Origin of the sequence: Streptomyces sp. NPDC047917 (genome assembly GCF_043204345.1) — a bacterium.
GTDB lineage: Bacteria > Actinomycetota > Actinomycetes > Streptomycetales > Streptomycetaceae > Streptomyces > Streptomyces sanglieri.
Genome location: NZ_JBIDCA010000009.1, coordinates 208,910 through 228,669 on the forward strand (window position 1 = coordinate 208,910; position 19,760 = coordinate 228,669).

Genomic DNA, 19,760 nt, shown 5'->3' on the forward strand with positions numbered 1-19,760 from the left:
GGAGAAGCCCCCGTGCCGCTCGCACGGGGGCTTCTCCCACTGCCCCGGTCCCCCGTCCCCACAGGTAACCGGCGCTTCCGGGGCCGCGCTCCGCTCGGACGCGGGCCCGGAGACTCGTCGCGGCTCTCGCCTCGCGGCTCAGACCCGGGTCAGCTCGCGCTCGCCCCCGCTCTCACCGCCGGGCGTCTCGTCGAGCTGCTCACGCAGCCCCTCGCCCTCCACGTCCACGTTCGGCAGGATCCGGTCCAGCCAGCGCGGCAGCGACCAGGCGCGGTGGCCGAGCAGGGCCAGGACCGCGGGCACGATCGCCATACGGACCACGAACGCGTCGAAGAAGACGGCGATGGCGAGCGAGAAGCCGATCATCTTGACCATCTGCTCGCTGGAGCCGATGAAGCCGGCGAAGACGGCCATCATGATCACGGCCGCGGCCGTGACGACCCGGGCGCCGTGCCGGAAGCCGGTGACGATCGCCTGGCCGGGCTTCTCGCCGTGGACGTACGCCTCGCGCATCCGGGTCACGAGGAAGACCTCGTAGTCCATCGCGAGGCCGAAGACCACGCCCACCATGAAGATCGGCATCATCGACATGATCGGGCCGGGCTGTTCCACGCCGAAGAGCGAGCCGAGCCAGCCCCACTGGAAGACCGCGACGACCGCGCCCAGGGCCGCGACGACCGAGAGCAGGAAGCCGAGGGCCGCCTTCAGCGGCACCAGCACCGACCGGAAGACCACCATCAGGAGCAGGAAGGCCAGGCCGACGACGAGCGCCAGGTAGGGCAGCAGCGCGTCGTTCATCTTCTGCGAGAAGTCGATGTTCATCGCGGTGGAGCCGGTGACCAGGACCTCGGCGCCGGTGTCGGACTTGATGTCCTTGCCCGCGTCCCGGATCGCGTGGACCACGTTCTCCGTGTCGACGGAGCTCGGCCGGTCCTTCGGGACCACGGTGATCATCGCGGTGTCGCCGGCCTTGTTGAACTGGGCCGGGGTGACGGCGACGACGCCCTTCATGCCGGAGATCTCGTCGGTGACCTGCTTGGCGGCGGTCTTGCCGTCGGAGCTGTCCGCGGTGTCGACGACGACCATCAGCGGCCCGTTGAACCCGGGGCCGAAGCCGTCGGACAGCAGGTCGTAGGCGCGCCGCTGGGTGGTGCTGGTGGGCTGGGAGCCCTCGTCGGGCAGGCCCATCTCCAGGGAGGCGACCGGTACGGCCACCGCGCCCAGGCCGATGACGCCGACCAGCAGCACCCACACCGGCTTGCGCAGCACGAACCGCGCCCAGCGGGTGCCCATGTTCGGCTTGTCCTCGGTGCCGGCCGGGGCGCCGGCGGCCTTGCGCGCCTTGCGTCCCAGGACCCGCTTCCCCGCGAAGCCCAGCAGGGCCGGGACCAGGGTGAGCGCGATCAGTACGGCGATGGCGACGGTGCCGGCCGCGGCGAAGCCCATCTTCGACAGCATCGGGATGTTCACGACGGCGAGACCGACCAGCGCGATGACGACGGTGAGACCGGCGAAGACGACGGCGGAGCCCGCCGTGCCGACGGCCCGTCCGGCCGCCTCCTCGCGTTCCCTGCCCTCGGCCAGCTCGGCGCGGTAGCGGGAGACGATGAAGAGCGCGTAGTCGATGCCGACCGCGAGGCCGATCATCATCGCCAGGGTGGAGGTGGTGGAGCCCAGGTCCAGCACGTTCGCCAGCGCGGTGATCGTCGAGACACCGATGCCGACGCCGATCAGGGCGGTGAGCAGCGGCAGCCCGGCGGCGATCAGCGAGCCGAAGGTGATGACCAGCACGATCGCGGCGAGGGCGACACCGATGATCTCGGTGGCCCCGGTCTCCGGGATCACCATGAGCGCGTCACCGCCGATCTCCACGGTCATCCCGCTCTTCTGCGCCGCGTGGCCCGCGTCCTCCAGTGCCTCACGGGTCTCGTCGGTCAGCTCCATCGAGTTGACCTTGTAGGAGACCGAGACGTACGCCGTGGAGCCGTTCTTGCTGACGGCACCGGCGGTGTACGGGTCGGAGACCGAGGCGATCTGGTCCGAGCCCGACTTCAGCTCGCCGATGACCTTGTCGACCTCGGCCTTGTTCGCCGGGTCGGACATCTTCCCGTTGTCGGGCGCCTTGAAGACGACCCGGGCGGTCGCACCGTCGGCGCTGCCTCCCGGGAAGCGCTGTTCCAGCAGGTCGAAGGCGCGCTGCGCCTCCGTGCCCGGGATCGAGAAGGAGCTGGAGGTGGCGGTGGACGCGGAGGCCGCGCCGAATCCGGCGAGCGCCAGCAGTGCCACCCAGATCAGGGCGACATAGCGGCGGCGCCGGAAGGCGAGCCGTCCGAGCTTGTAGAGGAATGTGGCCACGGGGGCGTACTCCCGGTCAGGTCGTGTGAGTGGAAAAGGGCGTGAGGAACCAGCCCGACGACGAGAGCGACGTGTCAGGTGGGGCTTGGGGAGGGGCGGTGCGACGGGGACGGACCGCGCGGGGCGGTGCGGCAGGGACGGACCGCGCGGGGCGGTACGACGGGGACGGACCACGCGGGGCGGTACGACGGGGACGGACCACGCGGGGCGGTCCGGGGCGTCAGACTCCGAGGGCGGGGAAGACCACGGATTCGACGTAATCGTTGAGGAACGCCTGGTCGACCGAGCGGTCCTCGACCAGCTGCCGGGCGGCGAAAGCGCCGATCAGCATGTGTGAGACGTATTTCAGCGCCGGATTGTCCGGACGCACCTCACCCCGGTCCACGGCTCGGCGCAGCAGCAGGTCGAGGCCGGTCATCTCCGGCTCGATCAGCAGGTCGCGCAGGGCCTGGTAGAGATCGGGATTCTCGTGGACGGCATGGCTCAGGCCCCGCATCAGCGCGGAGTCCTTCTCCATCTGGCAGTCGTCGGTACGGCCCACCACGGCGTGGAAGTCGCCGCGCAACGACCCGGTGTCGATCTCTTCGAGGGACACCGGCTTGTTGTGCCGCAGGGCCTTGACGACCAGCTCCGGCTTGCTCCCCCACTGGCGGTAGAGGGTGGCCTTGCTGGAACGGGTGCGGGCGGCGACGGCGTCCATGGTCAGGGCGTCGTAACCGACCTCGCGGAGCAGGTCGAGCACGGCGGCGTACAGCTCGCTCTCACGCTCGGGTGTGAGCCGGGTGCGTGCCACGTGTCGACCTCCTGTTCGGGTTCTCGTACGTCAGTCAATCGAACGAAACTGTTTCGTACACATCGACGGTACCCCGGCCGTCCAGCGAAACGAAAACGTTTCGCTTGTGTTCCGCACCACAACCGGTACCGCGTCACGAGTTGCCGGGGCCCTTCCGCGCGGAAAGCATTGGAGGGTGAGTGACGACGCCGCGTATCTCCGTTTCCCGCACCTCCACGACGATCTGCTCTGCTTCGCGGCCGAGGACGACCTCTGGGTCGCCCCCCTCGCGCCCGAGGGGCAGCCGCCCGGCCGCGCGTGGCGGCTGACCATCGACCGGACCAGGGTCAGCCATCCGCGCTTCTCCCCCGACGGGAGCCGCATCGCGTACACGACCTGGCGCACCCTCGATCCCGAGATCCATCTCGTCCCGGTCGAGGGCGGCCCGGCCCGCCGGCTCACCTACTGGGGGTCGACGGACACCCGGGTCTGCGGCTGGACCCCCGATCCCGGGGACGCCGCCCAGATCCTCGCCGTGTCCTCGCACAGCCAGCCGTTCTCGCACGTCTCCTGGGCCTACAGCGTCCCCACCGACGGCAGCCCCGGCGGCAAGCTGCCCTGGGGCCCGGTCTCCGGCATCGACGTCGCCGACATCGACGACGAGCGGCGCACCCTGCTGCTCACCGGCACCCCGCCGCACGAACCCGCCGCCTGGAAGCGCTACCGGGGCGGCGCGACCGGCCGGCTGTGGCTGCACGGCAAGCGGCTGCTCCCGGACATCGGCGGCCATCTCGACTCACCGATGTTCGTCGGCGGCCGGATCGCCTTCCTCTCCGACCACGAGGGCGTCGGCAACCTCTACTCCTGCCGCCCCGACGGCGGCGATCTGCGCCGCCACACGGACCACGACGCCTTCTACGCCCGGCACGCCTCCAGCGACGGGCACCGGGTCGTCTACCAGTGCGCGGGCGATCTGTGGCTGGTGGACGACCTGGCGTCGCCGGACGCGGTGCCGCGCAAGCTGTCGGTCCGGCTCGGCGGGCCGCGCACCGGGCGGCGCGTCCACCAGGTCCCGGCCGCCAGCAACGTCGACTCGCTCTCCGTGGACGAGACGGGCCGGGCCAGCGCCGTCACCGTACGCGGCAGCCTGTACTGGCTGACCCACCGCGACGGCCCCGCCCGCACCATCGCCGACACCCCGGGGGTCAGGGTCCGGCTGCCCGAGATGCTCGGCAGCGGCGGCCAGGTCGCCTACGTCACCGACGCCGACGGCGAGGACGCCATCGAGATCGCGTACCTGCCCCGTGCCAGCGGCGACCGCGAGCCGCGCCGGATGGCCTCCGGCCAGGTCGGCAGGGTGCAGGAACTGATCGCCGACCCGGACGGCGAACGCCTGGCCATCGCCACGAACGACGGGCGGCTGCTGCTCCTGGACACCGACGAGGAGACCTCCACCGGCGAACCCACCGAGCTGATCCGCTCCATCAACGGCCCGGTCCGCGACCTGGCGTTCTCCCCGGACGGCGCCTGGCTGACCTGGTCCCACCCCGGCATCGGCCGCTCGCTGCGCCAGATCAAGCTGGCCCGCATCCTGGGCACCGGCGCGCCCGTGATCGTCGATGTCACCAACGGCCGCTTCGAGGACGAGAACCCGGTCTTCACGGGCGACGGCCGCTATCTCGCCTTCCTGTCCTGGCGCGGCTTCGACCCGGTGTACGACGTCCACACCGGCGACCTCTCCTTCCCGCTGGGCTGCCGCCCGTACCTGGTGCCGCTCTCCTCCGCCACGCCCTCCCCGTTCGCCCTGTCCCCGGAGGGCCGCCCGGCGGCGGGCGGGCTCGACCCGGCCGACGACACCCCCGACATCGGCACGGGCGAGGGGCCGTCGACGGTCACCGTCGAGTTCGAGGGCCTGGAGAACCGGGTGACGCCCTTCCCGGTCTCCGCGTCGAAGTACTCCGCCCTGCACCCGGTGAGCGGCGGCGGGCTGGTCTGGCTGCGGTGGCCGATCTCCGGCGCGCTCGGCGAGACCTTCGCCAACCCGTCGGACATGTCGGGCCGCCCCACCCTCGAACACTTCAACATCACCAGGGCCAGGAAGACCGAACTGGTCTCCCATCTCGACTGGTTCGCGGTCAGCGGCGACGCGAGCCGGCTGGTCGTCATGGACGAGGGCGAGCTGCGCGCCGTGCCCGCCACCGAGACCGGCGACAGCGACACCACCGTCTACCTGGACCTGCGCCGCATCCTGCACGAGGTAGACCCGGCGGCGGAGTGGCGGCAGGCGTACGAGGAGGGCGGCCGCATCATCCGCTCCTACTTCTGGGAGCCGGACATGTGCGGCATCGACTGGACGGCGGTGCTCGACCAGTACCGCCCGCTGGTCGAACGGGTCGCCTCCCCCGACGAGTTCGCCGATCTGATGCGCGAGGTCCTGGGCGAGCTCGGCACCTCGCACGCGTATGTGGCCCCGGCCCGCCGCAACGAGGGCCCGCCGCACTACCAGCGGGCGATCGGCCTGCTCGGCGCGAACCTGGTGTGCCGGGACGGCGAGTGGATGATCCGGCGCATCCTGCCGGGCGACTCCTCCGACTCCAAGGCCCGTTCCCCGCTGGCCGGTACGGGCATCCGGGAGGGTGCGGTCCTCACCCATGTCGACGGCCGCCCCGTCGACCCGGTGACCGGACCGTACCCGCTCCTCACGGCGGCGGGCGGCACCACCGTCGAGCTGACCTTCCGCCCGGCCGGGGACGAGGGCCGCTCCCGCCGCGTCGCCGTCGTACCGCTGGTCGACGAGCGGCCGCTGCGCTACCAGGACTGGGTGGCCAAACGCCGGGAAGTGGTACGGGAGTTGAGCGGCGGCAAGTGCGGCTATCTGCACATCCCCGACATGGGCGGCTCGGGCTGGGCGCAGTTCAACCGGGACCTGCGCATGGAGGTGTCCCGCCCGGCCCTGATCGTCGATGTGCGCGGCAACGCGGGCGGACACATCAGCGAGCTGGTCGTCGAGAAGCTGACCCGCCGGATCCTCGGCTGGGACCTGACCCGCAACGCCCAGCCGGTCAGTTACGCCTCCAACGCCCCGCGCGGCCCCGTGGTCGCCCTGGCCGACGAGGCGACGTCCTCCGACGGCGACATGATCACCGCCGCGTTCCGCCTGCTGAAGCTCGGCCCGGTGGTGGGCCAGCGGACCTGGGGCGGCGTCGTCGGCATGACCGGCCGGACCCGGCTCGGCGACGGCACGGTGATCACGGTGCCGATGAACGCGGCCTGGTTCGACACCTACGGCTGGTCGGTCGAGAACCACGGCGTCGAACCGGACCTGGAGGCGCTGCGCACCCCCCTCGACTGGGCGGAGGGCCGGTACGCGGTACTCGACGACGCGGTACGGGTCGCCCTGGACCTGCTGGCCGCCCAGCCGGCCGCGACCCCGCCGACGTACGACGACGTCCCGGACCGGCGACGGCCGCCGCTGCCGCCGAGGTAGTCGCGTCGGCCGCGTCGGCCGCGTTCCCGGGCGGCACGGCGCGATGTGACGCACACGAACGAGACGCCCGCCGGCCGGAAGCAGGCCGGCGGGCGTCGGTGTTCAGCGATCAGCGATCACTGACCGGTGAGCCCGATCAGTGGATGACGATGGAGAACCAGGCGTCGGAGACGTTGCCGTCGGTGTCCGTGGCCCAGACCCTGGCCTGCCGCTTGGTCATGTCACAGCTGGTACCGGCAGACCCCCACGAGTAGGCCACGACCTTGCCGCGACTGAGCGACGTGACGCTGGGGAGGACCTTGTTCGGAGCGAAGTCGGGGTCGCTGAAGGTCACGCAGTAATCACCGGGGCCCAGGCGCTTGACGTCCTCGACCCCCTTGGCGAGCCGCACCGTGCCGTTGCTCTCGACCGTCGCGCCGGCCTGCGCGTACGGGGCCCTGACGTTGTCGGCCACAGCAACGGCCACCCCGGCGGTGACCGCCAGGACGGACACGCCCACAGCGCCGAGGACGAGAGAGCGGGCACCCCTGCTCTTGAACATGCAAGTTCTCCTTGAGGAAAGGCCCAAAGGCTCGTAGGCAAGCCTTCGCAACCTTCCGGAGTCAATCAGACACACATAGTGATTCACCGTATGTGGAGAGGCACCTCACCCGGACGCCTGACGCCGGTCAACCAGGCGTTACGGGGGCGGCCTGGGTGATCTGGCTCACGCCCTGTCACAGCTCTCCTCCGTCCGGTGTCTTGATGCCGTAAGCAGGCAACGGAACCGGACGGAGACGCAGACACCATGAACAAGAACACCGGCGTGGTCGTGATCGGCGGAGGTTACGCGGGCGTCACCGCCGCCAACCGGCTGGCCCAGCAGGCCGACGTGACCGTCACACTGATCAACCCGCGCCCCGACTTCGTCGAGCGCATCCGCCTCCACCAGCTGGTCGGCGGCAGCAATGACGCCGTCGTCGACTACGCGGAGGTCCTGGCCGGGAACGTCCGGCTGGTGGTCGACAGCGTGGCGACGATCGACGCGGCCGGGCGCGGCGTGGAACTGACGGGCGGCTCGACGGTCGGCTACGACTACCTGATCTACGCGGTGGGCAGCTCCAGCGCCGCACCGGACGTGCCCGGCGCGGCGGAGTTCGCCCACCCGATCGCCACTCTGGAGGAGGCGCGGAGGCTGCGCCCGCTGGTGGACGCCGCACCCGCGACGGCCCCGGTGACCGTGGTCGGCTCGGGCCCGACCGGCATCGAGACCGCCGCCGAACTGGCCGAGGAGGGCCGGGCCGTGACCCTGGTCTGCGGCGAGGAGCTCGGCCCGTATCTGCACCCCCGGGGCCGCCGCGCGGTCGCCCGGACCCTCGCCGGGCTCGGGGTGACCGTGGTCGAGGGCCCCGGAGCGCGGGTGGCCGCCGTGACCGCCGACGCCGTACGGCTCGACGACGGCCGGGAACTCCCCAGCGGGGTCACCGTCTGGGCCGCCGGATTCAGCGTGCCGGACCTGGCCGCCCGCAGCGGGCTGTCCACCGACGCCGTGGGCCGCCTGCGCACCGACGAGACGCTGACCAGCGTGGACGACGCGCGCATCGTCGCGGCCGGGGACGCGGCGGCACCGGCCGGCACGCCGTTCCGGATGAGCTGCCAGGCCGCGGGCCAGCTGGGCTCGCGCGCCGCCCGCACGGTGCTCAGCCGGATCGCGGGCGAGCGGCCCGCACCCCTGAAGGTGCGGTTCGCCGGCCAGTGCATGAGCCTGGGCCGCCGCACCGGGATCTTCCAGTTCGCCTCCGTGAACGACCACGCGATCCCGCTGCTCCTGGGTGGCCGCCCGGGTGCGAAGCTCAAGGAGATCGTCTGCAGGGCCACCGTCAAGCAGCTGGTGACCGAGGCCCGCAAGAGCGGCCCGCGTGCCGGACGCGCCGAGGCACCGGCCACCGCCGGGCAAACGGCCTGAGCCCCGCGGGCCGAGCGCTGATCGCCGAGGAGAGGCAAGAAGTGAACGACGACCACGCCACCACCGACCCGGCGACCGAGGCCTTCGTCGCCCATCGCAACCTGCTCTTCACCGTCGCCTACGAAATGCTGGGGTCGGCGGCCGACGCGGAGGACGTCCTCCAGGAGACCTGGCTGCGATGGGTCGAGGTCGACCCGGAAAAGGTGCAGGACCAGCGCGCCTACCTGGTCCGGATCACCACCCGGCAGTCCCTCAACCGGCTGCGCACGCTGTCGCGCCGCAAGGAGGCGTACGTCGGCCCCTGGCTTCCCGAACCGGTGCTCACCGCGCCGGACGTGGCCGAGGACGTCGAGCTCGCCGAGAGCGTGTCGATGGCCCTGATGCTCGTCCTGGAGACCCTGTCGCCGACGGAGCGCGCCGTCTTCGTGCTGCGCGAGGTCTTCGCCGTCGACTACGACGAGATCGCCGCCGCCGTCGAGAAGACCCCCGCGGCCGTCCGCCAGATCGCACACCGCGCCCGCAAGCACGTCGATGCCCGCCGCCCCCGTGCGACGGTCCCGGCGAGCGTGTCCCGGGCGGCGGTGGACTCGTTCCGGCGCGCCCTGGAGACCGGGGACCTCCAGGGCCTCCTGGACGTGCTCGCCCCCGACGTGGTCCTCCTCGGCGACGGCGGCGGCATCAAGCAGGCCGCCCGACGGCCGATCATCGGCGCCGACAAGGTGGCCCGTTACCTCGTCGGCGGCACCGGCAAGAACACCGCCACGATCACCATCAGCCCCACCCTGGCCAACGGCAACCCGGCGTTCCTGCTGCGCCTGGACGGCGTGATCGACGGCGTCGTGGCGTTCCGGATCGAGGACGCCCACATCACCGGCCTCTACTACGTCCGCAACCCGGAGAAGCTGACCCGCGTCGGCTCCGAGACCCCGCTCACCCTGCGCTGACCTCCTTCACCGGCCCGCCCCTCGTCGAGGAGCGGGCCGGGGGCCCGCAGCTCGCACCAGACCGTCTTCCCGTACGGCCGCTGCTCGATCCCCCACCGCAGTGCCAACGCGTCCACGAGCACCAGCCCCCGCCCCGACTCGTCACCACCGGCCGCGTTGCGCAGTGCCGGCCAGGCGCACGGCTCGGGGTCGCTCAGCTCGACCCGGACCCTGCCGGTCCGCGTGCCGCTGACCCGGAGCGTGACCGGCGTCCCCTCCCCGAGATGCACGATCACATTGGTCAGCAACTCGCTGACGCAGAGCAGCAGATCGGGCGAGTCCACACCCCCGCACCGCTCCCGCAGGGTGCGCCGCACTTCCGGTACGGCCTTCGGCACGGCGAGCAGGTCCACCGCGATCGGCAACGGGCTCATCCCCCGGCCGCCGAACGCAGCACCTCGGCCATCCGGCGCGCGGTCGCCACATTGCAGTTCCCGAGCGAGACCAGCGGCGGCCGGGTCGACCGCGCGGCGAAGGTCAGCGGATCGACACCGAGCGTCGGCAGGGTGATGCCGTGCGCGGCGAGCGCGGAACGGAGCGCGTCGATGTCCGGGCCGATGTCGTGGCCGGTGAGGCCGTACGTGTCGTCCATGGGGGAAGTCCACCTTTCGTTGCCGACTGTGACGAATGCCTCACACGCTGCCGCACGGAGCCGGACGCTCCCCCGCTCGCCTACACGGAGGGCCAGTACCACGGAGTCGCGGTCGACGATCCAAGCCTCGTGAAGCAGTATCGGAGGTCGTACGACCTTCTGATGGCCACCGCCTTACCGCCGGAGAATTCCCTCGCCATGATCGAGAAAGCGGCAGAGGAATACCGAAATGGCATTCACGTCACCGGACTTGAATACTGCGATCGGGTACAGGAGCAGTCACGTCTCCGGCGGCAACTGCCTCGAAGTCGCAGACGGACACCCTGACCTCGCCCCCGTCCGCGACTCCAAGCGCCCCGAAGGACCCGTGCTCCTCATCCCCGCGTCCGCCTGGACGCCGTTCGTCGAGGCCGTCAAGGTGGCTTGACGCACTCCCCGGGCCAAAAGCCGGGTAACCAGCCGGAATTGCGGGATGATCGGCACATGACAATCCCTGACAGCGCCGGACCCGAGTACGACGTCGTCATCAGCGGATCGGGCCTCGCCGGCAGCGCCGCCGCGATCCTGCTCGCTCGGCGCGGCGTCCGCGTCGCACTGCTGGAACGCCGCTCGGACCCCGAGGCGTACAAGGTGCTCTGCACCCACTCCATCACGGCCAACGCCTACCCGGTGCTGGACGAGCTCGGCCTCGTACCCGCTCTTGAGGAGGCGGGGGCGGTCCGTAACGACGCCCGCTGGCATACCCGTTGGGGATGGATCGAGCCGAAGGCCGCACCGGAGGGTCCCGAGCTGCCGCACGGGTACAACGTGCGGCGCAGCACCCTCGATCCGCTGATCAGGTCCCTTGCCGCCGAGACCCCCGGGGTCGATCTGCTGCTCGGCCACCGGGTGACCGGGCTGGTCCGGGAAGCCGGGCGGGCCGTGGGGGTGCGGGTTTCGACGCCGCAGGGCGAGCGTGAGATCCGGGCCCGGCTGGTGGTCGGGGCCGATGGCAAGGACTCGGCCGTGGCGAAGTTCGCCGAGGTGCCCACCAAGAGTTACGCGAACGGGCGGTTCGGCTATCTCGCGCACTTCCGCGACCTGCCGCTGGTCGACGGGATCGGTCAGGCCTGGTTCCTCGAACCCGACATGGCGTACGCGTTCCCCAATGACGACGGAGTGACGGTCCTCGCGGTGCTCCCGGACAAGAAGCGGCTGCCTGCCTTCAAGGAGAACCTGGAGGGCAGCTTCCTGGAATTCGTCCGCGCCCTGCCCGAGGCGCCGCCCATCGACTCCGCCGAGCGCGTATCGAAGTTCATCGGCACGGTCGACTACCCGCTCCATACCCGCAGGCCGACCGCACCCGGCGTCGCGCTCATCGGCGACGCCGCCCTCACCAGCGACCCGCTGTGGGGAGTGGGATGCGGGTGGGCCCTACAGACCGCGCAATGGCTGGCCGAGGCGGTCGCCCCGGCCGCCCCGGCCGCCACCGGGCTGCGGGAAGACCTCGACGCATCCCTCACGACGTACGCACGCAGGCACCGGCGACGGCTGACCGGTCACCAGCAACTGGCCGTCGACTACGCCAGGTCCCGCCCGTTCAAGGCCATGGAACGGCTGATGTTCGCGGCGGCGGCGCGCGACGCATCGATGGCGCGGCACATGTACATGTTCGCGGCCCGGCTGATCGGTCCGCTGCGGTTCCTGAGCCCCGTGGCAGTGGGCAGGGCTCTGGCCGTCAACGTCAGGAGGCGGTCGTACTGAGATCGCCCTGGTCGTCGAGGACCTCGACCGTGACCGTCTTGTCGTTGTAACCGACCAGGACGTCGCAGTCGAACTTGTTGCCCTTCTTGGCCTCCATGGCCGTCGGGCACTTCACCCCGTCCCTGGACGGGTTCTTCGGCCCTCGCGCGGCCCGGGCGACCTGCAGTTCCACCGCTTCCTGGTCCAGCAGCCGCGGCGGGTAGAGCGCCTCGGTATCGGTGTTCATCACCTTGATCGTCACGGTGAGGGCACACCCGGCGACGACGACGGACGAGAGGGCTATGACAGCGCGCGCGAATTTCCCTTGATCGGTCACGCATGGTTCCTACCGGCTCCACGGCCGCGCGGACAAGTGCACTTCCGTGATCGACACCGGTTCCACCCGTATCCCGACCACGGGGACGGCGTCGCCCGAGGGCGTCAACTCCTCGCGCGTGGAGCCCGGATACCCCACTATTTAAGGCAACGGCAGGAAGAACCGGGGGGAATCCGCATGCCGCGATGGAAAGAGCTGCCCACAGAGCTGCCCAGCAGCGAACGCCAACTTCTCGCCCACTTACGCAGGTTGAAGGACCACAGCGGCCTGAGCCTGGCCGCGCTCTCGACCCGGACCAGCTACAGCCGCTCCTCGTGGGAACGGTATCTGAACGGCAAGAAGCCCGTGCCGCGCAAGGCGGTCGAGGAACTGGCGCAGGTCTGCGGTACGGAGCCCACCCGGCTCGTCGTGCTGTACGAGGTCGCCGAGCGGGCCCGCACCGAGGAAGCTGCCGGACGGCCTGACCAGCCGACGCGGGAGCAGGGCCGGGACGACCAGGAACAGGACGAGCAGGAACAGGACGAACAGAAGCAGGACGAACAGGAGCAGACGCCGCCCCGGGCGGGGCGCACCGTGCCGCTGAAGTGGACGCTCGGGGCGGTGGCGCTGGCCGTCGCCGTTTCCTTCGGGGGCGGGCTGCTGGTCGCGGGGGCGTGGGACGACGGCGCCCCGGCGGAGAAGGCCGGTGCCGTGGCGGCCGGGTCCGGCTACCTGCGCGGGCAGACCTACGCCTGCGACGTACGGCGCAAGGGCGGCGAGCTGCGGGCGGGGCACAGCGACACCCACGAGATGCTGCTCGACATCAACAGCACCGGGTTCGACGTGGTGGAGGCCCAGTGCCTGCTGCGTGAGAAGGGCTTCAGCCCCGGCGTCTTCGACGGGCTGTACGACGAGCGCACCAAGGGTGCCGCCAAGAAGTTCCAGGGCGCACGCCACCTGGTCGTGGACGGCATCATCGGCCCGGACACCTGGCGGGAGCTGCGCCGATGACGGTCCCGGTCGTGAGCGGCCAACTGGCGGAGCGGCTGCGGGAGATCAGGGACCGGTCCGGGCTGAGCCTGGCCGCACTGGCGGCCCGTACCCCGTACAGCAAGTCGTCGTGGGAGCGCTATCTCAACGGCAAGAAGCCCGTGCCGCGCCAGGCGGTCGAGGCGCTGTGCGAACTGACCGGGACGCCGGCCGGCCGGCTGCTGGCGCTCTGGGAGCTGGCGGACGCCGAGTGGAGCGGACGGGCCCGGCCCGTGCCCGCACCCGTACCGGAGGAACCGGACCGGGCCGCCACCGGCCGGCCCGCCCCCGTTTCCCGCTCGGGCGTGCGGTGGTGGGCGGTCGCCGTGGCCGGGGTGGTGGTGGCCTGTCTGGCCGCGGCCGCCCTCCTCGACGGAGGGCCGGACGGGCGGTCCCGCGCCGCCACGGAACCGCTCGTGCGCAACCCCGGTTGCCGGGCCGCCGGTTGCGAGGGCCGGAGCCCCGTGGCGATGGGCTGCGGCGGCGCCGGGATGATCACCACCCTCGCCACCCACACCGCGTCCGGCGGGCGGCGTCTGGAGCTGCGCCATGCCCGGCTCTGCCACACCGTGTGGGTGCGGTCCACCGGGCTGCTGCCGGGCGACCGGGTCGAACTGTCGCTGCCGACCGGCCACACCCAGCGGGTCACGGCCGAAGGGGGCCGCGACGCCGGGCAGTACCTGGCGACACCGATGGCCGCCGGTGACAGCGGGGCGGGCACCAGGATCTGCCTGGAGGTTCCGGGCAGTCGCCCCGAGTGCTTCACGGGCTGAATCCCCCGGACGAACGGACCGTACGCGCCGGGGACCGCACAGCCCGCCCCCGGCGCGTACGACGGACTCAGGAGTTGCAGTACCGCTTCAGCGCGGCCTTGGTGCCCGCACCGGCGACGCCGTCGATCCCGCCCGTGTAGCCCCAGTTGGCCTTCAGCCAGCGCTGGATCGCCTTCACCGTGTTGGGGCCGACGATCCCGTCGATGCCGTCGTTGTACCCCCACTGCTTCAGGAAGCGCTGCATCGCCTTCCAGCTGTCCGGGCCGAGCTGCCCGTCGATGGCACCCTTGTAGCCCCAGTTGGCCTTCAGGTCGCGCTGGAGCTTCTTGGCCTGCGTGGCGTTGAGGCCGAGGTTGACGATCGCCTGCGGGGTGACGGCCGTGGCGCTCGCCGCCGCGTTCGTCGCCTGACCGGTCGCCGCGAAGCTGGTGCCTGCGGCCGCCACTCCCCCACCGGCGATCGCGATGGCGGTGGTGACGCCGACGAACGCCCTCGTCATGGTTCGCATTCTGTTCCCTCCCCGAAGTCGAACCGGCCCCGTCGGCCGGCTCCGCAACCACATTGCGGGGCGGGGAGGAGGGGCTGCCAGGGCCGCCGGGCAGGTGACGCGCTCGGGGGACGTCCCACGCTGTGACCTGTGAGGACGTCGCACATGGTGAGGGCGTCGCGGGACGGTGGGACGGTGGGACGCGGACGGCGTCGGGAAGGGCCCGCACCGCATCGGAGCCGGCCGCTGCATAAGCTGGTCGATTCGACGACTGCTGGAGTGGAAAGACATGGGCGACCGGGACACGGACCTGTTCGGCAACAACCTCACGTACGACGACATCAAGGCCGCCACCGAACGGACCGCCGGACGCATCCGCCCGGTCACCGTCGCACCCGGCGCGCAGGACACGCTCCGCGCGGGGTCCGAGGAGCCCTACGAACTCTGGTACGCGTTGGAGTTCATGCAGCACACCGGCTCCTTCAAGGCGCGCGGCGCGCAGAACTTCATCCAGGCCCACCGCGAGGCGGGCACCCTGCCGGACGCGGGCGTGACCATCGCCTCCGGCGGCAACGCCGGGCTGGCCTGCGCATGGGCCGCCCAGCAGCAGGGCGTACGGGCCACGGTGTTCCTGCCGAGCGTCGCCCCGGCGGTGAAGGTCGCCAAGCTGCGCGGCTACGGGGCGGACGTGCGGCTCGTCGGCGCGGAGTACGCCGAGGCCCTGGAGGCGTGCGAGGAGTTCGCCGCCTCGTCCGGCGCGCTCGCCGGGCACGCCTACGACCATCCGCTGATCGCCGCCGGGGCCGGCACTCTGCTGGAGGAGATCCACGCCCGGATCCCCGGCCTGGACACCGTGGTGGTCTCGGTCGGTGGCGGCGGTCTGTTCGCCGGCGTCGCCACCGCCGCCCGGCACCACGGCATCCGCACGGTCGCCGTCGAGCCGGAGAACTGCCGTGCGCTGAACGCCGCCCTGGACGCCGGGGGCCCGGTCGACGTCACCGTCGACTCGGTCGCCGTCGACTCCCTCGGCGCCCGACGGGCCACCGCCCTGGCCCTGCACGCCGCACACGAGAACGACGTCCACTCCGTCCTGGTGCCGGACGGCGAGATCGTCCGCGCCCGCCAGGCGCTGTGGGACCACCGCCGTGTCGCCGTCGAGCACGCCGCCGCCACCGCCCTGACCGCACTCACCGCGCCGGGCGGCTACCGGCCGCGCGGAGGCGAGCGGATCGCCGTGGTGCTGTGCGGGGCGAACACCGACCCGAGCGACCTGGTGCACCCGGCCACGGACCAGGACTGAGACCAGACCGGGCCGGGGCGGGGCGGGGCTGGGCGAGACCGCCAAGACCACTACCAGGACCACCGGGACCTTGGGGCCTCGGGACCACCGGGGCCGCCGGGACCACCGGGGCCTCGGGCCACCGAGTGCCTCGGGGCCACCGGGACCGAGAGCGTCGGGACCGAGGCCGCCGGCCCCCGGTCCGCGCCACGCGGAAGGGGCGCACCCGGAGATCCGGGCGCGCCCCTCACGTACAACGCGCAGTGTCGCGGAGGCTCGTCAGCGCTCGCGGCGCTCGCGGAGCTCGTCCGCGGTGCCCCGGGCCTTGTCACGGCCCTGTTGCGACGTCTTCGAGGCCCGCTCGGACACGTTCTGCGTCCGCTCCCGGCCCTCGGTGCCCATCCGCTCCTGGCCCTTGTTCCGGCCTTCCTCGGCCTTCTTCCTGGCCTCGTCGGCGAGCTGCTGCGCCTTGTCCTTGAACTGGTCTGCGATACCCATGCTGTTCACTCCTAGTGGATGCTTGGGGGCGGTCCGTGAGGACCTCGTTCAGCGTCGCAGGACCCGGCATCCACCGCATGTCGATCACTTACGCTGCGTAGCCGCCGCCCTCGCGTCCTGGTCGGCGGCGCCCCCGGCGCCCACGAGGCCCTTGCTCACACTGTCCAGCCGCGATCCGAACTTCCGGACCTCCCGCTGCCCGACGACGCCTATCAGCGAGGGCAGGTAGCCCCGTACGGACTGCATCCCGCGCAGCCACCACTGCGCGTACACGTGCGGGGAGCGGCGCTCGACACCGGCGACGATCCGGTCGACGGCGGGGCCAAGCGGGTACGTGCGGTTCGCCGGCCAGGGCAGCCGCTGGCGCAGTTCGCGCATCACGTCGTCCTGGTCGGCGCCCCGCACCATGTCCGTGTCCGTCCAGGACAGATAGCCGACCCCGACCTTCACGCCCCGGTGGGCGACCTCGGCCCGCAGGCTGTGCGCGAACGCCTCCACGCCCGACTTGGACGCGCAGTACGCGGTCATCATCGGCGCCGGCGTCATCGCCGCGAGCGAGGCGATCTGGAGGAAGTAACCCCGGCTCTCCATCAGCACCGGCAGGAACGCCCGCCCGGTCACCGCGCCGCCGATCAGGTTGACCTCGATGACCCGGCGCCACGCGTCCGGGTCCGAGTCGACGAACGGTCCGCCCGCGGCGACCCCGGCGTTGGCGACGACGACGTCGATCTTCCCGAACCGCTGCTTGACCTCCTGGGCGACCCGCGCCATCGCCTCGTGGTCGGTGACGTCCGCGAACCAGTGGTCGCTCTCCGAGTGCAGCCGCTCGGAGACCTTCTTCAGCTCGTCCGGCTCCAGCCCGACCAGCGCGAGTTTCGCGCCGCGCGCCGAGAGCTTGCGGGCCAGCAGTTCGCCCACGCCGCGCGCCGCGCCCGTGACGACGACGACCTGTCCTTCGAGACTCCTGCTGCCGCTCATGCGACCTCCTCCTTCTCGGCCGTACCCGTGCCCGCACTCGAATCCGTCTTCGTGCCCGCGTCCGCACCCGCCGGGAGGTACGCGGCGACCAGTTCCCGGAGTTTCGCCGTGACCGCCTCCGGCGCCTCCACCGGCGTCATGTGGCCCAGGCCCGTCAGTTCGGTGAGCCCCAGGCCGTCGGGGAGCGCGGCCGCGATCGCGCGGGCGTGCCCGATCGGGGTGAGCCGGTCCGCCGTACCCGCGATCACCGCCGTGGGCACCCGCAACTCCCGTACGCCCGCGTCGAGATCGAGGTCCGCGAGGACCCGCCCCCAGGCGGCCCGGGCCTTCCTCGGGCAGGCGTGCACGATCCGGGCGCAGGCATCCACCCGCTCCGGGGCCGACCCCGCTCCCATCGTGGCGTACTTGAGCACCCGCCGGGTAATCGGCGTGACCGGCCCCAGCGGGGCCGACGCCACGAGGATCCCCCGGGTCATCCGGGTCCGCACCGAACCGGCCCGCACCGGTACCACCGTCGACTCGTGCGGCAGCCGCGAACTCCCGGTGCTGCACAGCAGTACGGCGGCCGCGTGCTCGCGCAGACCGGCCCGCCGGGCGGCGGCCATGATCGTCATGCCGCCCATGGAGTGCCCGCCGAGCACGGCCCTCTCACCCGGCTCCAGGGTGGCGGCCAGCACCGCTTCGAGGTCGTCGGCGAGGGCGTCGGTGCCGCATCCCCCGGGGGCGACCGCGGGCGAGCCGCCGTGGCCGCGCTGGTCGTAGACGACGACCCGGTGGTCCGCCGCGAGGTCCCTGGTCTGCGCGTCCCAGAAGCGGGTGCTGCACGTCCAGCCGTGCGCGAGGACCACGGCCGGGGCGCCGTCGCGGCCGTGCACCTCGACGTGGATGCGGGCGCCGTCGGCGGAGCGCACGGTGAGTTCGCGCGTGGGGACCGGAGGTGCGCCGTCGCGCCGAAGCAGCCGGCTCATCCCACGACCTCCTCGGCGACGGCCTTCCCGGCTGCCGGTTCCTTTGCGGCGGGGGCCTGCTTCGGTACCCGTACGACCTCGTACTCCGAGAGGTCGACCTGCCGCGTCGCCCTGCGGAACTCGGCGGTGGTGCCCGGCCAGACCGTGGTGTTGCGCCCGTTGGCGTCCAGGTACCAGCTGTTGCAGCCGCCGGTGTTCCACACGGTGCGCTTCATCCGCTCCTGGACGCGGCGGTTCCAGGACCCGACCGCCGAGGTCCGCGCGTCGAGCGCGACGCGCCCGCCCAGCACGTCCAGCTGGCGCAGGTAGTCGGCCATGTAGTTCAGCTGGGACTCGATCATCAGGATCATCGAGGAGTTCCCGAGCCCGGTGTTGGGGCCGATGATCGTCATCCAGTTGGGGAAGCCGGCGGCGCTGGCGCCGCGCAGCGCCTGCATGCCGTCCTTCCAGGACTCGGTGAGCGTGATGCCGTCCGCGCCCACCACGCGCTCGGCAATCGGCATGTCGGTGACGTGGAATCCGGTGCCGAAGATGATCGCGTCCGCCTCGGTCTCCGTACCGTCGGAGGCGACCAGCGTGGAGCCGCGCACCTCGGCCAGGCCGGAGGCGACCACGTCCACGTTGGGCTGCGCCAGCGCCGGGTAGTAGGCGCTGGAGAGCAGGATGCGCTTGCAGCCGATGCGGTACGAGGGGGTCAGCTTGGCCCGCAGCTCCGGGTCCTTGATCGCCCGCGCCATGTTGGCCTTGGCTATGCTCTCGACCAGACCCAGCTCGCCCGGGTGCTTGGTGAAGGCGCTGACCTGCAACTCCCTTATGCCCCAGAGCAGTCCGCGGCGGGCCGTGCCGGTGACCGGCAGGGCGCGGTGCAGCCAGCGCTCGGCGCCGCTGATCTTCCGGTCCATGCGCGGCATGACCCAGGGCGGGGTGCGCTGGAAGAGCGTCAGGCTGCCGGCCTTCGGCTGGATCGCGGGCACGATCTGGATGGCGGAGGCGCCGGTGCCGATCACGGCGACGCGCTTGCCGGTCAGATCGGCGTCGTGGTCCCAGCGGGCCGAGTGGAAGACCTTGCCGGGGAAGTCGGCGAGGCCGGGTATGTCCGGCGTCTTCGGGTCGGAGAGCGGACCGGTCGCGGAGACCACGACGTCGGCCGTGAAGCGGGCCCCGTTCGCCGTCTCGATGACCCAGTGCAGCTCCTCGCGCTCCCAGCGCATAATCGTCACTTCATGGCTCAGCCGGAGGTGCGGGCGCAGCCCGAAGGTGTCCGCGACGTGCTCCAGGTAGGCGCGGATGTGCTCCTGCCCGGAGAAGGTGCGCGGCCACTCGGGGTTGGGTGCGAACGAGAACGAGTACAGGTGGGACGGTACGTCGCAGGCGCAGCCCGGATAGCTGTTGTCGCGCCAGGTGCCACCGACGGAATCGGCCCGCTCCAGGACGACGAAGTCCGTGATGCCTTCGCGGCGCAGCCGGACCGCGGCCCCGAGGCCCCCGAATCCGGATCCGATCACCGCCACTCGTACGTGCTCGTGCTGGGCCATGCTGCCGCCTCCCGCGGTACGTCACACGACTCTGCCAGCAA

Annotated in this window: 20 protein-coding genes; 9 read left to right on the forward strand and 11 right to left on the reverse strand. The window is 71.8% G+C overall.

What is annotated here, in order from left to right:
- Positions 1 to 138 precede the first annotated feature (138 nt).
- Both ACGF8B_RS22935 and ACGF8B_RS22940 read right to left on the reverse strand, forming a co-directional pair.
- The gene (locus tag ACGF8B_RS22935) at positions 139 to 2,355 is read right to left on the reverse strand and encodes an MMPL family transporter (protein WP_392741454.1); all 2,217 of its coding nucleotides are present in this window, start codon (positions 2,353 to 2,355) and stop codon (positions 139 to 141) included.
- Positions 2,356 to 2,575: 220 nt separating this feature from the next.
- On the reverse strand, positions 2,576 to 3,148 hold the full coding sequence (locus ACGF8B_RS22940; protein ID WP_392741456.1) for a TetR/AcrR family transcriptional regulator: 573 nt from the start codon (positions 3,146 to 3,148) through the stop codon (positions 2,576 to 2,578).
- A gap of 175 nt (positions 3,149 to 3,323) precedes the next feature.
- Between ACGF8B_RS22940 and ACGF8B_RS22945 the strand changes: the two genes are divergently transcribed.
- Entirely contained in the window at positions 3,324 to 6,614 is a 3,291-nt protein-coding gene (locus ACGF8B_RS22945) for a S41 family peptidase (RefSeq protein WP_392741459.1), read from the forward strand.
- 136 nt (positions 6,615 to 6,750) lie between these two features.
- On the opposite strand, the gene ACGF8B_RS22950 is transcribed toward ACGF8B_RS22945, so the two are convergent.
- Positions 6,751 to 7,155 carry a hypothetical protein gene (locus ACGF8B_RS22950; RefSeq protein ID WP_392741462.1) on the reverse strand — a complete coding sequence of 135 codons (405 nt, stop codon included), beginning with the start codon at positions 7,153 to 7,155 and terminating at the stop codon, positions 6,751 to 6,753.
- Between the two features lie 246 nt (positions 7,156 to 7,401).
- Between ACGF8B_RS22950 and ACGF8B_RS22955 the strand changes: the two genes are divergently transcribed.
- A complete protein-coding gene (locus tag ACGF8B_RS22955; RefSeq protein WP_392741464.1) occupies positions 7,402 to 8,559 on the forward strand; it encodes an NAD(P)/FAD-dependent oxidoreductase in 1,158 nt (385 codons plus the stop codon).
- Positions 8,560 to 8,600: 41 nt separating this feature from the next.
- A complete protein-coding gene (locus ACGF8B_RS22960; protein WP_392741467.1) occupies positions 8,601 to 9,503 on the forward strand; it encodes an RNA polymerase sigma-70 factor in 903 nt (300 codons plus the stop codon).
- Here ACGF8B_RS22960 and ACGF8B_RS22965 read toward each other — a convergent pair.
- Both ACGF8B_RS22965 and ACGF8B_RS22970 read right to left on the reverse strand, forming a co-directional pair.
- Positions 9,440 to 9,916: an ATP-binding protein gene (locus tag ACGF8B_RS22965; protein ID WP_392741470.1), complete on the reverse strand. Its 477-nt coding sequence runs from the start codon at positions 9,914 to 9,916 to the stop codon at positions 9,440 to 9,442. The two genes, ACGF8B_RS22960 and ACGF8B_RS22965, sit on opposite strands and share 64 nt — an antisense overlap.
- On the reverse strand, positions 9,913 to 10,134 hold the full coding sequence (locus ACGF8B_RS22970) for a hypothetical protein (RefSeq protein ID WP_392741473.1): 222 nt from the start codon (positions 10,132 to 10,134) through the stop codon (positions 9,913 to 9,915). The genes ACGF8B_RS22965 and ACGF8B_RS22970 overlap by 4 nt, the downstream gene beginning before the upstream one ends.
- On the opposite strand from ACGF8B_RS22970, the gene ACGF8B_RS22975 reads away from it, so the two are divergent.
- From ACGF8B_RS22975 to ACGF8B_RS22985, 3 genes are read left to right on the forward strand one after another with little or no spacing between them, the layout of a single operon-like run.
- Positions 10,105 to 10,461 (forward strand): Scr1 family TA system antitoxin-like transcriptional regulator, encoded by a 357-nt coding sequence (locus ACGF8B_RS22975; RefSeq protein WP_392741476.1) that lies wholly within the window; start codon positions 10,105 to 10,107, stop codon positions 10,459 to 10,461. The two genes, ACGF8B_RS22970 and ACGF8B_RS22975, sit on opposite strands and share 30 nt — an antisense overlap.
- Positions 10,385 to 10,561 carry a DUF397 domain-containing protein gene (locus tag ACGF8B_RS22980; RefSeq protein ID WP_342282170.1) on the forward strand — a complete coding sequence of 59 codons (177 nt, stop codon included), beginning with the start codon at positions 10,385 to 10,387 and terminating at the stop codon, positions 10,559 to 10,561. Before ACGF8B_RS22975 ends, ACGF8B_RS22980 begins: the two co-directional genes overlap by 77 nt.
- A 56-nt stretch (positions 10,562 to 10,617) precedes the next feature.
- Positions 10,618 to 11,877 (forward strand): NAD(P)/FAD-dependent oxidoreductase, encoded by a 1,260-nt coding sequence (locus ACGF8B_RS22985; RefSeq protein WP_392741480.1) that lies wholly within the window; start codon positions 10,618 to 10,620, stop codon positions 11,875 to 11,877.
- Here ACGF8B_RS22985 and ACGF8B_RS22990 read toward each other — a convergent pair.
- Entirely contained in the window at positions 11,858 to 12,193 is a 336-nt protein-coding gene (locus ACGF8B_RS22990) for a DUF4333 domain-containing protein (RefSeq protein ID WP_342282172.1), read from the reverse strand. The two genes, ACGF8B_RS22985 and ACGF8B_RS22990, sit on opposite strands and share 20 nt — an antisense overlap.
- Positions 12,194 to 12,370: 177 nt before the next feature.
- Between ACGF8B_RS22990 and ACGF8B_RS22995 the strand changes: the two genes are divergently transcribed.
- The gene (locus ACGF8B_RS22995; protein WP_392741483.1) at positions 12,371 to 13,183 is read left to right on the forward strand and encodes a helix-turn-helix domain-containing protein; all 813 of its coding nucleotides are present in this window, start codon (positions 12,371 to 12,373) and stop codon (positions 13,181 to 13,183) included.
- 11 nt (positions 13,184 to 13,194) lie between these two features.
- Entirely contained in the window at positions 13,195 to 13,974 is a 780-nt protein-coding gene (locus tag ACGF8B_RS23000) for a helix-turn-helix domain-containing protein (RefSeq protein ID WP_392741486.1), read from the forward strand.
- A 67-nt stretch (positions 13,975 to 14,041) separates the two neighbouring features.
- Here the strand turns inward: ACGF8B_RS23000 and ACGF8B_RS23005 are convergent, their stop codons facing one another.
- Positions 14,042 to 14,482: a peptidoglycan-binding domain-containing protein gene (locus ACGF8B_RS23005; RefSeq protein ID WP_392741488.1), complete on the reverse strand. Its 441-nt coding sequence runs from the start codon at positions 14,480 to 14,482 to the stop codon at positions 14,042 to 14,044.
- Between the two features lie 268 nt (positions 14,483 to 14,750).
- Between ACGF8B_RS23005 and ACGF8B_RS23010 the strand changes: the two genes are divergently transcribed.
- The gene (locus ACGF8B_RS23010) at positions 14,751 to 15,761 is read left to right on the forward strand and encodes a threonine/serine dehydratase (RefSeq protein ID WP_392741490.1); all 1,011 of its coding nucleotides are present in this window, start codon (positions 14,751 to 14,753) and stop codon (positions 15,759 to 15,761) included.
- Between the two features lie 258 nt (positions 15,762 to 16,019).
- Here ACGF8B_RS23010 and ACGF8B_RS23015 read toward each other — a convergent pair whose 3' ends face one another.
- The 4 genes from ACGF8B_RS23015 to ACGF8B_RS23030 form a co-directional block, all read right to left on the reverse strand.
- Positions 16,020 to 16,238 (reverse strand): hypothetical protein, encoded by a 219-nt coding sequence (locus ACGF8B_RS23015; protein ID WP_392741492.1) that lies wholly within the window; start codon positions 16,236 to 16,238, stop codon positions 16,020 to 16,022.
- Between the two features lie 84 nt (positions 16,239 to 16,322).
- Entirely contained in the window at positions 16,323 to 17,216 is an 894-nt protein-coding gene (locus tag ACGF8B_RS23020) for an SDR family oxidoreductase (protein ID WP_384750171.1), read from the reverse strand.
- On the reverse strand, positions 17,213 to 18,184 hold the full coding sequence (locus tag ACGF8B_RS23025; RefSeq protein WP_392741495.1) for an alpha/beta fold hydrolase: 972 nt from the start codon (positions 18,182 to 18,184) through the stop codon (positions 17,213 to 17,215). Before ACGF8B_RS23025 ends, ACGF8B_RS23020 begins: the two co-directional genes overlap by 4 nt.
- Positions 18,181 to 19,719 carry a flavin-containing monooxygenase gene (locus ACGF8B_RS23030; protein ID WP_392741498.1) on the reverse strand — a complete coding sequence of 513 codons (1,539 nt, stop codon included), beginning with the start codon at positions 19,717 to 19,719 and terminating at the stop codon, positions 18,181 to 18,183. Before ACGF8B_RS23030 ends, ACGF8B_RS23025 begins: the two co-directional genes overlap by 4 nt.
- Positions 19,720 to 19,760 lie beyond the last annotated feature (41 nt).

What these genes read in the sequence shown, in the direction of transcription:
- ACGF8B_RS22950 (WP_392741462.1), bottom strand. Translation starts at nt 7,155, where the DNA reads ATGTTCAAGAGCAGGGGTGCCCGCTCTCTCGTCCTCGGCGCTGTGGGC.
- ACGF8B_RS22955 (WP_392741464.1), top strand. Translation starts at nt 7,402, where the DNA reads ATGAACAAGAACACCGGCGTGGTCGTGATCGGCGGAGGTTACGCGGGC.
- ACGF8B_RS22965 (WP_392741470.1), bottom strand. Translation starts at nt 9,916, where the DNA reads ATGAGCCCGTTGCCGATCGCGGTGGACCTGCTCGCCGTGCCGAAGGCC.
- ACGF8B_RS22970 (WP_392741473.1), bottom strand. Translation starts at nt 10,134, where the DNA reads ATGGACGACACGTACGGCCTCACCGGCCACGACATCGGCCCGGACATC.
- ACGF8B_RS22985 (WP_392741480.1), top strand. Translation starts at nt 10,618, where the DNA reads ATGACAATCCCTGACAGCGCCGGACCCGAGTACGACGTCGTCATCAGC.
- ACGF8B_RS22995 (WP_392741483.1), top strand. Translation starts at nt 12,371, where the DNA reads ATGCCGCGATGGAAAGAGCTGCCCACAGAGCTGCCCAGCAGCGAACGC.
- ACGF8B_RS23005 (WP_392741488.1), bottom strand. Translation starts at nt 14,482, where the DNA reads ATGCGAACCATGACGAGGGCGTTCGTCGGCGTCACCACCGCCATCGCG.
- ACGF8B_RS23010 (WP_392741490.1), top strand. Translation starts at nt 14,751, where the DNA reads ATGGGCGACCGGGACACGGACCTGTTCGGCAACAACCTCACGTACGAC.
- ACGF8B_RS23015 (WP_392741492.1), bottom strand. Translation starts at nt 16,238, where the DNA reads ATGGGTATCGCAGACCAGTTCAAGGACAAGGCGCAGCAGCTCGCCGAC.
- ACGF8B_RS23020 (WP_384750171.1), bottom strand. Translation starts at nt 17,216, where the DNA reads ATGAGCGGCAGCAGGAGTCTCGAAGGACAGGTCGTCGTCGTCACGGGC.
- ACGF8B_RS23025 (WP_392741495.1), bottom strand. Translation starts at nt 18,184, where the DNA reads ATGAGCCGGCTGCTTCGGCGCGACGGCGCACCTCCGGTCCCCACGCGC.
- ACGF8B_RS23030 (WP_392741498.1), bottom strand. Translation starts at nt 19,719, where the DNA reads ATGGCCCAGCACGAGCACGTACGAGTGGCGGTGATCGGATCCGGATTC.